This is a genomic window from Shewanella aegiceratis, assembly GCF_019457495.1.
GTDB lineage: Bacteria > Pseudomonadota > Gammaproteobacteria > Enterobacterales > Shewanellaceae > Shewanella > Shewanella loihica.
The window spans coordinates 1019711-1033921 of the sequence record NZ_CP080416.1 but is presented as its reverse complement, the minus strand read 5'-3'; the positions used below and the strand labels follow the sequence as shown (position 1 = coordinate 1033921).

Genomic DNA, 14211 nt, shown 5'->3' with positions numbered 1-14211 from the left:
AAACGGATACAAAACATGACAGCAAAAGCCGGGCATAAAAAAGGGGAACCTAAATCAGGTTCCCCAAGATTACTGCTATCTCATTGGGCATTTAGCAGGGGTATGCCCAATTAGCGAGAATTATTATTGTTGGCGTCTAGTGAGCACCACCGGCGTGAACTTTATCAACACCGTATGTCTTACCTTCGGCGTGACAGGTTGCACAAGACTCGACTGGCAGGTCAGCAGTTGTATCTGGCTTACCATGTACAGTCGCACCATTGCTCTCGAAGTGAGCGAGTGCAGAGGCACTGATGTGACATGTACGGCAAGTTTCAGCCACTGGAGAGATGTACTCTGTCGCAGTCACTTGAATTGAACGCTTACCAGAAGTCAAACCACCGTCGGCCGCGAAGAAGGTTGCACCATCTTTGTGACAAGCTTGACAGTCTGTCGCAAGGGCTGGGTAACCAACTGTTTCCAGGTTCTTATCTAGGTAGATACCACCACCGAAAGTACCAGTATGGAAACGGTGAGCAACAGTCATCAGGTCACGGTTGGCGAAGGTTAGGCCTTCAACTGGCGCCATGATTGGGTTGCCGTCGGCGTCTTTTTCACCTGTGTCATATTCAACAGCACCATGGTAAGAACCTGGGTATCTGTTGTTGTGACAATCCATACACTGAGTAAACTCGCTCACACCATGGCGTGGCGCCTTGATATGAGTCAGGTTGCCGTGACAGCTATTACACTTAGCTTCGCTCACAGTGACGCGATCTGCATCGCTCATGCGGGCTTGCATAGGTGCAACGGCTGGGTCGTCCAGGTTGTAGTACTTAACAGGTGCGCTGGCAGATACTTCTGTGTAATCGCCATCTGCACACATTGCAGCCTTACCACCCGCGCCACAGATCATCACTTCTGCAGTCACGTAGATAGAACCAGTCAGACGCGCTGAATCAAAGTTCTTAGTCGTGGTCAGAATGCCACCTGTGATAGCTACACCGTTAACTGGCATACCTAATCCGCGGATTGGCGCACCACCTTGTTCAACATTACCAATCAGCAGACCGGTAGATAGACGTGGCATGTAAGGATCCAGCATAGAGCCATCGGCTGGTGCCGCACCATTGACTGTCACCTTAGTGGTTACTGTCAATGCACTGGTACCGTCGCCGTTGTCAGTCACTGTCACACCTTGGAAATCAAGAACGACTTGTTCCTGCTCAACCGCTCTGTTACCTACCTTATGCACCACTTCTGGGCTCAGATTACCAATGTGACAGTTCATACATTGAGAATCATCAGCCTGTGGTAGCTGGAAGTCAGAGTGACCTTCACCGGTTTCGAAGTTAACGGTTACGTGACAACCTACACAAGCTTCACGGTAAACGTTTTCTTTCCACTGGTTGCCATTGTCGTGACAGGTAGTACATTCATTCAGCTCTGCTGGGAAGTGAACGCCAGCAAACTCTTCTGCATCACCTTTTAACACGCCCCACTCGGCAAGATGACCACCGGCGTGGATGGTGTGGATCATTGCGTTGAAGTTAGGGTTAAAGCCTTTTTCTGGATCGTTCTGATCGGCGGCATAAGCAGGGTTATGACACGCGATACAGTTTTCAACTTTCTGATAGTTATGGTGAGCACCGATGTTAGCAATACGTTTGTCGCCATCATCATAGCCCATCAACTCACTGTGACACTGAATACAGGCAGCGCTTGATACCGAATCTTTCGCCGATACGGCCATCTCACCGGTCGCAGGAATGAAATCGAGCGGAGTAGAGAGTAGTTTGTCGGAAATCGATACGCCAGTTGCGTCGGTCACATTGTAGGTGCGGATCATGACACGGAACATGCTGTTAGGATCGCCATCGGCTACCACAACAGGTGCGTTACCATCATGCTCCCAAGTACCAGTATAAGTACCAGGATTTTCAGCATCTTCTACCAAGGTACATGCATCGACTTCGGCGCCGCCACGTGCTGCAGCCTTACCAGTAGGCGTACAGTACATGCTAGAACCAAATTCGTTAGCCAGGGCATTGTTCGACCAGAGCATAGGAGCGCCACTACTAGTGGTGTTAGCCACTTGGTTAGTCACATATAGGGCAACTTTCTCTAGGCCAGTAAACGGAACATCATCTCCTTTACTATTTTTACCCGTCGCAGTGAACTTAATAGAGAAGTCATCAGCTCCTACTACTACGATATCGGCAGGTTGTAGAGTTAGTTTGAAGTCTGCGGCAGTGGCTACAGTATCAACGGTAGATCCCGCTGGTGCACCGGGTGTTCCAGGAGTACCAGGAACACCAGGTTCACCCGGTGCTCCATCTTTACCATCTTCACCATCACTACACGCGCTCACACCAATGGCACAGAAGAGTGCCATGGCTAATAAGGTAATTTTATTTTTTTTCATCGCCATATCCCTTTATAGGTATTTCTGCTATTGCAGTACCTCAAATATAAGGGAGTGACGATAAATTGTTAGATAATTGAGTCCAAGTTGTGACTGCAATTTAAAGATTCATTAACAGAAATTTCAAAATTTGAAAGCGTAAATTTCAAATTTTGAAATTAACATTTAACGAGTAGCTGTTTGATAAGCTGGATAATTAATTCTCTCTGTTCCAGCGAGTAGCGTCGATACTCGGCCGGATTCTCCAGCAACAGGTATTGAGGCGACATGCTTTCACCGTGAAGGCGCCCCACCTCCTCGTCAGATAGGCGCACCACACGGATCCCCGGCAGGGCGCCGCAGATCTCGGCCTCGGAGCAAGGCAGGAAAGCCACAGAGTTCATGGTCAGCAGATGGCTGTACCACTCGTCTCGCGAACTGACTCTTTCTATGCTGTCGATGTCGGCACCGTTTTGACGAGCGAACACCTCCAGAGGGTCGATCTTGTCATTAAAGCCCTTGCCATCCAGGCAGAGAAAGCGGTGACGACAGACGGTTTCCAGGGTCAAAGGCTCGCTTTGGGACCAGATGGCATGCTCCTCGTTGGCAGCCAGACAGACACCGCTCAGACAGCCTAACGCCTCGACCGACAGCGGATGTTCGTTGCAGGCGTCGAACGTCACTCCCATATCCAGTTCACCGTTATGGATCTGATCGGCTGAGTCGTCGCCCCAGATCACAAACTGTAACTGACTAAAGGCGTCTCTGGCATTGCTGCGGGAAAAAGCCAGGGAAAGGCTGGCCATGATACTCGGGGTAACCGCGACTCTCAGGCGTTCACTGGCCAGCTCGCTGCTCTTTTCGCTGATAGACTGTTCTATTTTCAGGACGGCTTCACAGAACTGACATACGGGATCGTAGAGAAACTCCGCCATAGGCGTCGGCTTGAGCCCGAGCTGACGACGGTAGAAGAGTTCGTCGTCGAAGGTGGCACGTAACATATTCAAACAGCGGCTAATTTTAGGGGCTGACACATTAAGTTGCTTAGCCGCTATGTTGGCATGTCCGGTTTGAAAAATGACTTTAAACACCATCAAACAAAACACATCGAGTTCGCTGATTTTCTTAAGTGTTTGATTGCTCATCGATACTATTGTTTATATTAGTAATCTAATATTTATAACACATGATTTGCATCAAACGATATAGCCATTAGTCACACATTTGCACTTGGCTTGTTGAACCCAGAAATTAGTGCTAGGTGAAGCGGCAAACCCAAAATCTTGTACTGAGCATGGCTGGCTTTTAGCCAAATATGCTAGCCAGCTCCAGTGGCGTCAGCGGACGATACTCCCCTACAGCCAAGGTTTCATCCAGGATTAGGTTACCCACGGAGAGCCTGTGCAGCGCCATCACCTGATTGCGAAAGCGGCCAAACATGCGCTTAATTTGATGGTAGCGCCCCTCATGCAGGGTGACTCTGGCCAGGTGGGGGTCTAGGATCTCAAGCTGTGCAGGCTGAGTGGTAATATTCTCAAAAGCAAAGTAGAAACCCTCGGCAAAGGCCTTCACATAGGCCTGAGTGAGGGGAGCCTTGAGGGTGACCAGATACTGCTTGGCCACCTTATGCTCCGGCGACATGATACGCTTCGACCAGCGGCTGTCGTTGGTAAGTAGCAGCAAACCCGAGGTGTTGAGATCCAGCCGTCCGACGATATGCAGTCCCTTGTCCTGAAAGTCGGGCAAGAGATCCATCACCGTCTTGTGCTCATCGTCCTTGGTCGCACTCACCACACCAACCGGCTTATGCAGCATGAGATAGATGGGTTGCTCCTGCCTCAGCGCCTGGCCATCGAGCATCACTTGAGAGAATTGATCTATCTGACAGTCTGCATCGCGCACCACATGACCATCGACACTCACCCGGCCCTTTGCCAGGATGAGGCGCACCTGCTTGCGGGGGATCTGACAATGCTGGCTGATAAAGCGATCCAGCCTGGCGCGTTTAGCGGACATCTTGGTGTGTCGGAGCGTGAGAGGCGAGCGGCACCAGCTTGTAGGCGCAGCGTCTGGCGCCGGCTATGATATGCTCCTCGCGGCTGACGCTCGCCAGTTCGCTAAACAGTTCTTGAAACAGCTGCAACTCAGAGCGGCAGAAGTTAGCGCAGCGACTCGCCGCGGCGCAGATGGGGCAGTGATTTTCCAGCAGCCAAAAGACGCCATCTTGCTCCTCGACCGAGGCGACATACCCCTCCTGAGTCCTGAGCCTTGCCAGCGCGGCTAACTTATCCGCCAATCCGGTCGCTTGCGACAGCGCCTCCTGATACAGACGCCGACTCGCCTGCTCTCGGTGATCGATCAACTGATCCAGCCCCTGGTCACCAAAGACTACCCGCACCGAGTCAATCAGCTGACTGGTGAGATCGTCGTGTCGGTCGGGGAACAGCTTGTAGCTCTTCTCGGTAAGCCCCCAGTAACGGGTGGGACGACCGCGACTCGCCTTTCTGTCTTCGAAACTCAAAATCCCCTCCTCTTCCAAGGCCTGCAGATGTTGCCTGACCCCCATGGTGGTCAACGCAAACTGCTCGGCCAATACCTTAGCGGTACAGGGGCCGTGGATCTTGATATGGTCGATGATCTTGTCGCTGGTCTTCTTACTCACCCGCCGTCTCCTCTGAACTTCTATCGGCCCATTATTACCGATCCAGAGATTAAGTAAACTTTTTTATTTACTTTAGTCTTTACAAAATTAAATAAAGCAATTAGTGTATAAAACATTAAATAAATAAAAAGGTTTACATAATGAAACTTCTTATCGTCAGTGCCAGTCAACGTCCAGGTTCTCAAAGTGCCAGAGTCGCCGGCTACCTTAGTGAACATGCCAGCCAATTCAGCGAGATACAACATATTGAGCTGTGCCGCTACGACCTACCCTTCTGGGATGGCGACAGAAACGGCGCAGCGCTTAAGGCGAGCGACTGGCAAAAGATAAGCCCGCTGGTAAAGCAAGCCGACGCTCTGGTTCTGATCACCCCAGAATGGGGCGGCATGGCCTCACCCATGTTGAAAAACTTCCTGCTACTGTGTGACAACCAGGACACGGCCCACAAGCCCGCCCTCTTGGTCGCGGTTACCAGCGGCATCAGCGGCGCCTACCCTATCGCCGAGTTAAAGATGAATGCCCTGAAGAACAACAAGCTGGTGCCCATTCCCGATCATCTGATCATTCGTAACGTGGAGCAGGTACTGGGAGAGGGTGAGATAGATGCCAGAGAGCAAGGGTTAAGAGCGCGCATCGACTACAGCCTACATATGCTCGGCCAGTATGCAGATGCCCTCGGCGCCATACGCCAGCGCCACAGGGATCAGCCTTACCCCAAACAACAGGAATATGTATACGGCATGTAGTGCCGCCTAAGTGCTCACCCTAGTCGTGCGCCAGCCCCAAGTCTTGCGCCAGCCCCAAGTCATGCGCTAGCCCCAGATAGGCACTAGATTGAGCGTATTAACGGAATAACACCAAGCCAGCAGAGAAGGAATTGCATCATGATCCATTTAGAACACATAAATCTCGTCGTCACCGACATAGAAACGGCCCTTAATTTCTACCGTGCCGCCTTCCCCCATTGGTCGGTACGTGGCGGCGGTCAGGGAACCTGGTATGGCAAGCCACGCAACTGGGTTCACTTCGGCGATGACTATCAATACCTGGCCTTCAACGATGATGGCGAAGGCGAAAACCGCGACTTAAGCGGACATCAGGTAGGCCTGGCTCACTTTGCCTTTGTGACCCAAGATCTCGATGGCGTGATCGCCAGACTCGGTAAGGCGGGCTTCGAGGTGGACAAATCGGGGCAGGAAGATCCCTTCCGTCGCAACGTCTACTTTATCGACCCCAACGGCTATGAAGTGGAATTTGTGCAGTATCTCAGTGACCTGCCAGAGCAGCGTAACCACTACGACACTTGATAGCGGCCGCGAAGCATTAGCAAAAATACGAGGGGATAGGTCTATCTGTCTTTGATATTAAGGCCTATCCCAGATAGACCAGCAGGGTAAACAGCAAGAGATAGAAGAAAAAGCCTGCCATATAGACAGCGTAAAAATCGTTTTTTGCCAGGCGTTTCTCTTGATGAAACAAGGCAGGCCAATACAAGGGCTTCTGCACCCGGCCAAAGGTCACTAGCCCAATCACCACGGCGCCCGTGGTATAGAGAACAAACGAGAGTAAGATCTCCCAGATAAACCAGATAAAGAGTTCGGTGAGACTAGCCGCTAACATGAGTATTACCCCGCCATCTTACTAAGAAACAACGCAAAACCCGCGCCTGCGAGCAGAAAGATGATCACCATAATGGTGAGCGTCTTGGAGCGAGCCATGGATTGCAGCAGGGCAAAACCTGTGTCCATCTCGGCCAAGTCTTGCAACAAGGAGGAGCTAGCAGGCGTTTTGGCTGTCTTCGCTGTCTTGGATGTCTCGGCACTTGTATGCACTAGCTTACCTGGCTTAGTCTTTGCCAAGTTTTCCATAGACGCCTGAGACTTATGAGTAGAGTCTGGGGAGGTCTTCATCAGCTTTCCTTAGCTAAAGGCTTTATTGGACTCTAAAGCCTGGCCAATAGAAAGTCAGGTTAACTTTTATTCACTTCTTATATTCACTTCTTATTTGTGTCAGGCCAATGCTTAACCAAATCACCACTTTTACCAGCTCACCACTCTAGCTAGCGCGTCACAAAGGTCATTCGATAGGTGAAAACAATAGGTGAAAATAAAAAGCGCTTAGGCTAGGTCTGCTCTACCGGCCCCTCGGGTTTGATGAAGAAATGAATTTCGAAACGGGTATCTGGGGTAAGCGGCTTGATGCTGTGCCAGTAGCCGGGATGAGAAATCGCCGTCTCATTGGCCCCGAGTCGCACCTCGCGATTGACCTCGCCCAACTTGTCTAGGTAGCCGAAAAACATCAGCTCGCCTTGGATAACATGGATCTGCTCATACACGCCGGGCCGGGTAAAATGCCGCTCACGGTAGATGGCGGGCATATCCTGCTCGCTAAACACAGGTGTCTTCTTGCACTTCACATATCCCTTAGGCACAAATGACATCTTGAGGCTCCCATTTTCAAGGCCGATTGCCGACGTTCAGAAAGCTAAACTTAGTCTAATTTTGGCTAAAGATCTAAGACAAGCTCACGGCGAGATTGCACTTCACTCACAAGAGATTACACTGTGTCCCAAATTCAGCTATCTCTACTTGTATGACAGCTTCATCTCACTCTCAATTAAACGCTTTGTTTAGCTACAGCACCCACTTTACCCTGGACAGAGCCTATTATGCTGAATGCTTCGATGCCTCAGTGACTCAGCCCGCTCCTCGCGCCGAATACACTAAGGCGCTCGGCTTTCTGCTGATCGGCCTGGCGCTACTGTTGACCGGCGTTAACGCCTACGCCTCTTGGTTTATCATCGCCCTCGGCGTATTGGAGGGCTTGAGTATCAAGTTTAAGCGCCCCTGGTACCTGACCCGCCAGATGATGAGCAAGGCCGCCGGCAACGAGGCTAGCCTCACCCTGAACGAACAAGGGATCAGTATCGAATCCCTCTACGTTAAACAGCAACTTAGCTGGGACGGTATCGACGACATACAGGAAACCAGCGCAGGCTTTCTGCTGCTAGCAGGCGGCCAGAAACACTACCTTTCCAAACGTTTTCTCGATGAAGCCTGCTGCCAGTTTATGCGCGGCAAGGGCGCCAAACAGGGCTAAATTTGCCGCAGTTTTATTAAACTTTGTATAGATTCAGGCAAAAGTGCCTCGCTTTGTTATTATGCAAACAAAATGCGACAATAGCGCACATAACAACAAGCCCTAAGGACGATCTCCGCCCTAAGGCAAACCTGATAATGGAGTAACGATGATCAGTAACCAGAAACTCGCCGCGGCAATCTTGGCCGGGTCGACACTTTTTATTTCGGCTTGTCAGACAACCAATCCTTATACCAACGAGAGCCAGAACGCCAAGGCGACTAACGGCGCCATCATAGGTGCCATCGCAGGTGCCGCTATCGGTGTGGCCTCGTCAAGCAAGAGCGACCGGGGTAAGGGCGCACTTATCGGTGCCGCCTCAGGCGCAGCCGTTGGTGGTGGTATCGGCTATTACATGGACGTGCAGGAAGCCGAGCTACGTAAGCAGCTACAATCGACTGGCGTGAGCGTAACCCGTAACGGCGACAACATCATCCTTAACATGCCAAACGAAGTGACCTTCGGTGTCGATCAATCTGTGCTGAGCAGCCGTGCCAAGAACGTGTTGGACAGCGTCGCCCTGGTCGCTAAGGAGTATGATGAAACCATGCTGAATGTCATGGGCTTCACCGACAGCTCTGGCAGCGAGTCATACAACCTGCGTCTGTCTCAGGTACGTGCGGCAGAAGTTGCCAACTACCTGATGTCTCGTGAAATCAAGAGCCAGCGCATCAGCTCTATGGGCATGGGCGAGTCTCGTCCAATCGCCGACAACTCGACCCAGCAAGGCCGCGCGCAAAACCGCCGTGTCGAGATCGTGCTAAGCCCAATGTCACAAGGCTAAGCACCTAATCCTATCGTGTCCCTCGCGCCCTATCGCTTGAGGGACACGCTTTTAACCCCTCTACCGCAAAAAAGATTCACAAATCGCCTCCCCTAAATTGCCTCCATAGGTCTAGACTTATTCTCAAGGGATAACAAGGATGTGGATGCCATGGCGCCAGCAGGGAATAGCATAGACGACTCGCCGTTTGCGCAGCTTATCTGTGACAAGCAAGGAGTGATCATTGAGGCCAACGACGCCTTGTATGAGCTATTTGAACTCCACCATGAAGCCATCGTCAAGCGCCCACTCGAGCAGCTACTCACGCTAAATCAAGCAGACTCAAACGATTCACTAATTGATGCCCTCACTCATGTCTTGGCACTTGCCCAAACAGATAGACAATCGCTCGATGTGCGTCTCCATCGCCAATCCAAGACGCCTTGGTATCAGCTTTTCCCCCAAGCGCTAAGCAAGAATCGCTTCCTACTGCTGTTTGTCCCACAGCGTGACGATCCCAACATCAATCAGGCATACCTCAAGCGCTTCGAGGCCTTTCTCTGCTCCGCCGATATCGGCATCTGGCATTACGACTCCGCCACCGGCGAGACACGTTTCTCCAACCGGGTGAAGGAGTTGCTGCAACTTAACCATCACAGCCCCCTTAACTGGCAGAGTCTGCAGCAGATGGTCACGATGAAAGATCGCCATAAGTTCGACCCCTTTCTCGCTCCCTCACCTTCGGGTAAACATAAGCTAGCGTTTCGTTTTCGCATCGATTCGAACGATGTCGCCAGGGTGTACGAACTGTTCGCCGAGCATATCTACCTGGAAAATGGCCACTTCAAGCTGCTCGGCCTTATTAAAGATCAGACAGAGTCCAAGGCGATGCTCGACGCCCTCAACGAGGCCAACGAGTCGAAGAAGCTGGCGCTCGAGGCTGGTAACATAGGCAACTGGCGGGCACAGATAGATGAACAGGGGCAGTGGATCTGGCAGTGGGATCAGAGGGCCAACGAGATGTTTTGCCTCAACATCGAAGACATTGGCGTATTGGAGAAGTGGGCCGAGCGGATCCACCCGGAAGACTTCCCCGCCGTCATGGCCGCGGTGGAAGACTCGCTGGCCAATGGCAATCCGTTTCATCAGGAGTATCGCGCCATTCTGCCCAACCAGGAGATCATCTACATACTGGCCAAGGGTAAGGTGAGTCAGGGGCAGAACCAACAAAACAGCCGCATCGATGGCATCTGTATCGATCAGACTCCCATCTACCAGGCTCGGCTGGCGCTACAGGAAAGCTACCGCTCACTCGAGAGCCGGGTAAAGCAGCGCACCACAGAATTGCAGCTCGCCAAGGAGCGGGCCGAAATCGCCAGTCAAGCCAAGAGCGAATTTCTCTCTATGATTAGCCACGAACTGCGCACCCCGATGAATGCGGTGATCGGTGCACTGGAGCTGCTCTCCCTGGCCGACAAGTCGGGCGAGGAAAGAGATCTTATCGAGACGGCGTCGACCTCGGCCAATAACCTCATCTATATCCTCAACGACATCCTCGACATCAACAAAATAGAGTCGGGCAAGATGCAACTGGAGCAGCAAGACTTCCACCTCGCCGGGGTGATCGCCGACCTGATCAAGAGCTTCTCGCCGGTGGCCAGCCGTCAGGGATTACGCTTTGCCGTGCAGGAGGCCCTGGAGCTGCCCGACTGGGTCGAGGGAGATATCGTCAAAGTGCGGCAGATCCTCAGTAACCTACTCAGCAACGCGATGAAGTTCACCCACAGCACACAGGAGCAGACCGGCTGTGTGTCGCTAAACATCATGGTAGGTGAGCAGAATGACATAGTGACCCGAGTACGCTTTACCGTGACAGACAATGGCATAGGCATAGACAAGGCGACCCAGAAACGTCTGTTTACCCCTTTCGTGCAGGCCCAGCGCTCGACCACGCGCAACTATGGCGGCACAGGCCTGGGCCTGGCTATCTGCGGCAAGCTCACCAACCTGATGGGCGGCAGCATCAGCCTTAAAAGCGAACTTGGCCAGGGGGCGCAGTTCTGTGTCGAGCTTCCCTTCTGGCGCGCCCATCACCATGAACAGACCCAGGAGCTTAGCGAGCACACCATAGGGGTGGTGAACCTGGGCCAGCCCCAGGCCACACTTGATTGGATAAAACAGTGTCTGACCGACAAGGGGGGCAGGGTCAAATGCTACCAGGCCGAGCAACTGGGTATCGATACCCTGGCTCTGCCTCTGGTGATCATTCTCGCCACCGGCGAGGCTGACGAGCTGCGCTTTCTCGCCAACCAGGCGGCGAGTCCAAAGGGCCACAGCAACTGGCTTGTCGCCCTGCCCCAACATCAACGCAAGGCGCTGACACAGACGATTCCTCAGATAGACAGCCTGGACAGCTACCTGTTATCCAAGACCTTGCTGCTTAAGGCGGTGCACAAACGCCTAGACACAGGCCTTGCCATCGACCTCGACGAGATGGAGCTGGATCTCTGCGACCCGCTGACGCAGGAGCCAATGCCAGGGCTTAAGGGAGACGCCGACATACTGGTGGTCGAAGATAACCCGTTAAATCAAAAGCTGATCCTTAAGCAGCTGGACATGCTCGGCTATCGCTGCAACCTCGCCGAAGATGGTCTGGCCGGGGTGCACCTCTGGCAGTCGGCAGACTATAAGCTGATCCTTACCGACTGCCACATGCCCAACCTGGATGGCTATGACATGTCCAAACAGATCCGTCAGATAGAGAACAGTACCCAACGAAAATCTGTGCCCATAGTGGCCATCACAGGAGCCGCCATGGCCACAGAGCTCGACGACTGTTACCGCTCGGGCATGAACGACTTTGTCAGTAAACCTGTGCAGCTTAGAGACCTAAAGAAGGTCATCCAGAAATGGTATCGCCATGAAGAATAGTCCCCAGATCCTCAACCCTAAGATCATGCGTGATCTTATCGGCAATGATCCTGCACTCATAGCCCAGTTTAAGCAGGACTTCGTCGCCCAGGCCCGCACCAGCCTGCGCGAGTTGGCCACCCACTACAACAACCGTGAATTTGCCGGCCTCAAGCAGGGGGCGCATTTTCTCAAAACCTCTGCCAAGGCGATCGGCGCCGAAGAGGTTGCCGACAAGCTGCAACAACTGGAATATGCCGCCCTGGGGGAAGATATGCCCCAGTGCAAGCAGCTCATCATCCAGCTCAAAAATGCCCTGCAGTCCCTGATAGAGGTGATCAACTCATGACTCGAAAACCCAGCGTTGCCTGTCGCCACCCCGAAGTGATCATGCTCTATGAGAAGGAGGAGGATATCTCGGGCGCCGCCAACATCATTGCCGAGCAGGTCGACGAATACCGCACCGTGCCCGTGACCCGGCTAGTGGGCGAGCAGATAAAAGAGCATAAGCCCTCTGTGATCCTCTTTGCCATGAGCTCGGTGAAGCTCAGCATTGAGCTCTATACCAAACTCCTGAAAAACCAGCAGATCGCCTACAGGCATTACGCCATAGTGCTGTGTAAGAACAAGGAGTCCGCCCTGGCCTTTCGTAGCTGCATCAAGGGGGTATTCGACAACTACTTCGTCTACCTGCCCCTGTACGAGAAGTTTCGTCTGAAGATGATAGTCCACAACGGATTGAGGCAGAGCCAGGGGGATGATCATTACGCAGGTCTGGATGACGACCAGCTGGAGCGCATCGATACCAACCTCGCCTCGCTCATCGAGCTCAGTAGCCAGTGTAAGCGCCAGTTACTGGATTCGGTCGACTCCTGCAAGGCGTCAGTCGAACAGTCGACCGAGCAGCTTCCCCATAGCAGTGAGGGCATGAGCCACGACAAGGCGCTGGTCAAGTCGCTGGCCAAACAGCATATTGAGCCCCTGCTGACCCAATTAGAGCTGGAGATCAAAGATGGGCTGGATCTCATCCTGGCGCAGCTCACCAGTCGCCATAGCGAGATCAAAGACATTAAGCAGCAGATGATCGCCAAACAGCAAGCCAAGATCCCCACCCAAGCCCTGGTCAGCTCGCTGCTGGATGAACATGAGGCCAAGCCGCCCAAGAAGAAGATCTTGGTTGTGGAGGATAATCAGATCTACCGGGAGATGATAGTCAAGGTATTGGAGCAGGATGAGTATGATACCGAGCAGGCCTGCGACGGTCTTACGGCCCTCAAGATGATCAAGGGTAACGATTACGCCCTGATCCTGATGGATCTCTACATGCCTCATCTGGATGGCATCAACACCACCAAGCAACTCAAGGCAGATAATGACGGCAAGGATATTCCCGTGGTGGCGCTGACCAGCAACAACAACCGTGAGCTGATCAAACGTTGGGCGCAGGTGGGACTGAAGGGCTATATTCTTAAGCCCTCCAATCGCACCGAGATCCTTCAGGCGGTCAAGACCGCCATCGAATATGGCTAGGCCTTAACCTCACCAATGGGCAGGATCACCCGGCCATACTCCTGGTTAAGCACCTGAGCCATGGCGAAGTAGATGGCGCTGGCGCCGCAGAAGATCCCTTCGAATCCGGCGATCATCCCAATCAACTCGCTACCTGTGAAGTCGCGGGCCGCCAGCAGGAAGAAGAGTATCGTCAAGGAGCCGAACACCACTTGCTTGGCGCGTGGATAACGTAAAGAGCCGACAAACATGAAGGCGGTAAACAGGCCCCAGAGGTTTAAGTACCAGCCCATGAAGTGACTCGGACTGGCAGCGGCGAGGCCAAGCTTAGGCAGCATGATTAGCCCCACTAAGGTCAGCCAGAACAGGCCATAGGAAGTAAATGCCGTAGTGCCGAAGGTATCTCCCCGTTTAAAGCACATCATGCCCACCAACACCTGGCCCAGGCCACCGTAGAAGATCCCCATCGCCAAGATCATGGCATCGATGGCAAAGAAGCCCGCGTTGTGTATGTTCAATAGCACGGTCGTCATACCAAATCCCATAAGACCCAGAGGCGCTGGATTGGCCAATTTTGTCGACATTTAATTCCCCTCGTTATCGCTCGCATGAATGATGCGCCCCTTTGGCGCGGTCAAAATCGCGGCGGATTCTAGAGAAGTCTTAAGGGCATCACAATGCCTGGCCAAATGGCCCAAACGCCATAATTAAAATCGATATAAAACAAGATGATAACTAAAGGCTGTCGAGAAGGGACATTGACAGGCAAGAAAAATCGCTAATGAATTCATTAAGATAAACAAGGACAGCAGACCGCGAGAGACCAATATCGCAAAAAACGAGATT

At 52.5% G+C, this 14211-nt stretch carries 15 protein-coding genes; 7 read left to right on the top strand and 8 right to left on the bottom strand.

The genetic code is table 11. The features are described 5' to 3' along the window. Nucleotides 1-136 precede the first annotated feature (136 nt). From K0H80_RS04645 to K0H80_RS04630, 4 genes are all read right to left on the bottom strand, one after another. Nucleotides 137-2404, bottom strand: coding sequence for an OmcA/MtrC family decaheme c-type cytochrome (locus tag K0H80_RS04645; RefSeq protein WP_220073265.1), 2268 nt, complete (start codon nucleotides 2402-2404; stop codon nucleotides 137-139). Between the two features lie 158 nt (nucleotides 2405-2562). Next, nucleotides 2563-3477, bottom strand: a complete 915-nt coding sequence (locus K0H80_RS04640) for a LysR family transcriptional regulator (protein WP_258406236.1) — start codon at nucleotides 3475-3477, stop codon at nucleotides 2563-2565. A 211-nt stretch (nucleotides 3478-3688) separates the two neighbouring features. Next, nucleotides 3689-4399 carry a pseudouridine synthase gene (locus tag K0H80_RS04635; RefSeq protein ID WP_220073263.1) on the bottom strand — a complete coding sequence of 237 codons (711 nt, stop codon included), beginning with the start codon at nucleotides 4397-4399 and terminating at the stop codon, nucleotides 3689-3691. After that, the gene (locus K0H80_RS04630) at nucleotides 4389-5045 is read right to left on the bottom strand and encodes a helix-turn-helix transcriptional regulator (RefSeq protein WP_220073262.1); all 657 of its coding nucleotides are present in this window, start codon (nucleotides 5043-5045) and stop codon (nucleotides 4389-4391) included. The genes K0H80_RS04635 and K0H80_RS04630 overlap by 11 nt, the downstream gene beginning before the upstream one ends. 140 nt (nucleotides 5046-5185) lie before the next feature. On the opposite strand from K0H80_RS04630, the gene K0H80_RS04625 reads away from it, so the two are divergent. Continuing rightward, the gene (locus K0H80_RS04625; RefSeq protein ID WP_220073261.1) at nucleotides 5186-5791 is read left to right on the top strand and encodes an NAD(P)H-dependent oxidoreductase; all 606 of its coding nucleotides are present in this window, start codon (nucleotides 5186-5188) and stop codon (nucleotides 5789-5791) included. Between the two features lie 138 nt (nucleotides 5792-5929). Next, nucleotides 5930-6352 carry a VOC family protein gene (locus K0H80_RS04620; RefSeq protein ID WP_220073260.1) on the top strand — a complete coding sequence of 141 codons (423 nt, stop codon included), beginning with the start codon at nucleotides 5930-5932 and terminating at the stop codon, nucleotides 6350-6352. Between the two features lie 64 nt (nucleotides 6353-6416). Here the strand turns inward: K0H80_RS04620 and K0H80_RS04615 are convergent, their stop codons facing one another. From K0H80_RS04615 to K0H80_RS04605, 3 genes are all read right to left on the bottom strand, one after another. After that, nucleotides 6417-6665: a hypothetical protein gene (locus tag K0H80_RS04615; RefSeq protein ID WP_011864717.1), complete on the bottom strand. Its 249-nt coding sequence runs from the start codon at nucleotides 6663-6665 to the stop codon at nucleotides 6417-6419. Between the two features lie 5 nt (nucleotides 6666-6670). After that, nucleotides 6671-6955: a hypothetical protein gene (locus tag K0H80_RS04610; RefSeq protein WP_258406176.1), complete on the bottom strand. Its 285-nt coding sequence runs from the start codon at nucleotides 6953-6955 to the stop codon at nucleotides 6671-6673. A gap of 212 nt (nucleotides 6956-7167) precedes the next feature. Continuing rightward, nucleotides 7168-7485, bottom strand: a complete 318-nt coding sequence (locus K0H80_RS04605; RefSeq protein ID WP_220073259.1) for a TehB-like domain-containing protein — start codon at nucleotides 7483-7485, stop codon at nucleotides 7168-7170. 185 nt (nucleotides 7486-7670) lie between these two features. Here K0H80_RS04605 and K0H80_RS04600 point away from each other — a divergent pair, with 185 nt between their 5' ends. The 5 genes from K0H80_RS04600 (at nucleotide 7671) to K0H80_RS04580 (ending at nucleotide 13386) form a co-directional block, all read left to right on the top strand. Next, nucleotides 7671-8144 carry a YcxB family protein gene (locus K0H80_RS04600; protein WP_258406175.1) on the top strand — a complete coding sequence of 158 codons (474 nt, stop codon included), beginning with the start codon at nucleotides 7671-7673 and terminating at the stop codon, nucleotides 8142-8144. 148 nt (nucleotides 8145-8292) lie between these two features. Further along, on the top strand, nucleotides 8293-8967 hold the full coding sequence (locus K0H80_RS04595) for a YiaD family glycine zipper/OmpA-like lipoprotein (protein WP_220073257.1): 675 nt from the start codon (nucleotides 8293-8295) through the stop codon (nucleotides 8965-8967). Between the two features lie 150 nt (nucleotides 8968-9117). Next, nucleotides 9118-11877 (top strand): ATP-binding protein, encoded by a 2760-nt coding sequence (locus K0H80_RS04590; protein WP_220073256.1) that lies wholly within the window; start codon nucleotides 9118-9120, stop codon nucleotides 11875-11877. Continuing rightward, on the top strand, nucleotides 11867-12205 hold the full coding sequence (locus tag K0H80_RS04585; RefSeq protein WP_220073255.1) for an Hpt domain-containing protein: 339 nt from the start codon (nucleotides 11867-11869) through the stop codon (nucleotides 12203-12205). Before K0H80_RS04590 ends, K0H80_RS04585 begins: the two co-directional genes overlap by 11 nt. After that, nucleotides 12202-13386 (top strand): response regulator, encoded by a 1185-nt coding sequence (locus K0H80_RS04580; protein WP_220073254.1) that lies wholly within the window; start codon nucleotides 12202-12204, stop codon nucleotides 13384-13386. Before K0H80_RS04585 ends, K0H80_RS04580 begins: the two co-directional genes overlap by 4 nt. Here the strand turns inward: K0H80_RS04580 and K0H80_RS04575 are convergent. Further along, a complete protein-coding gene (locus K0H80_RS04575; protein WP_220073253.1) occupies nucleotides 13383-13949 on the bottom strand; it encodes an acetate uptake transporter in 567 nt (188 codons plus the stop codon). The two genes, K0H80_RS04580 and K0H80_RS04575, sit on opposite strands and share 4 nt — an antisense overlap. Nucleotides 13950-14211 lie beyond the last annotated feature (262 nt).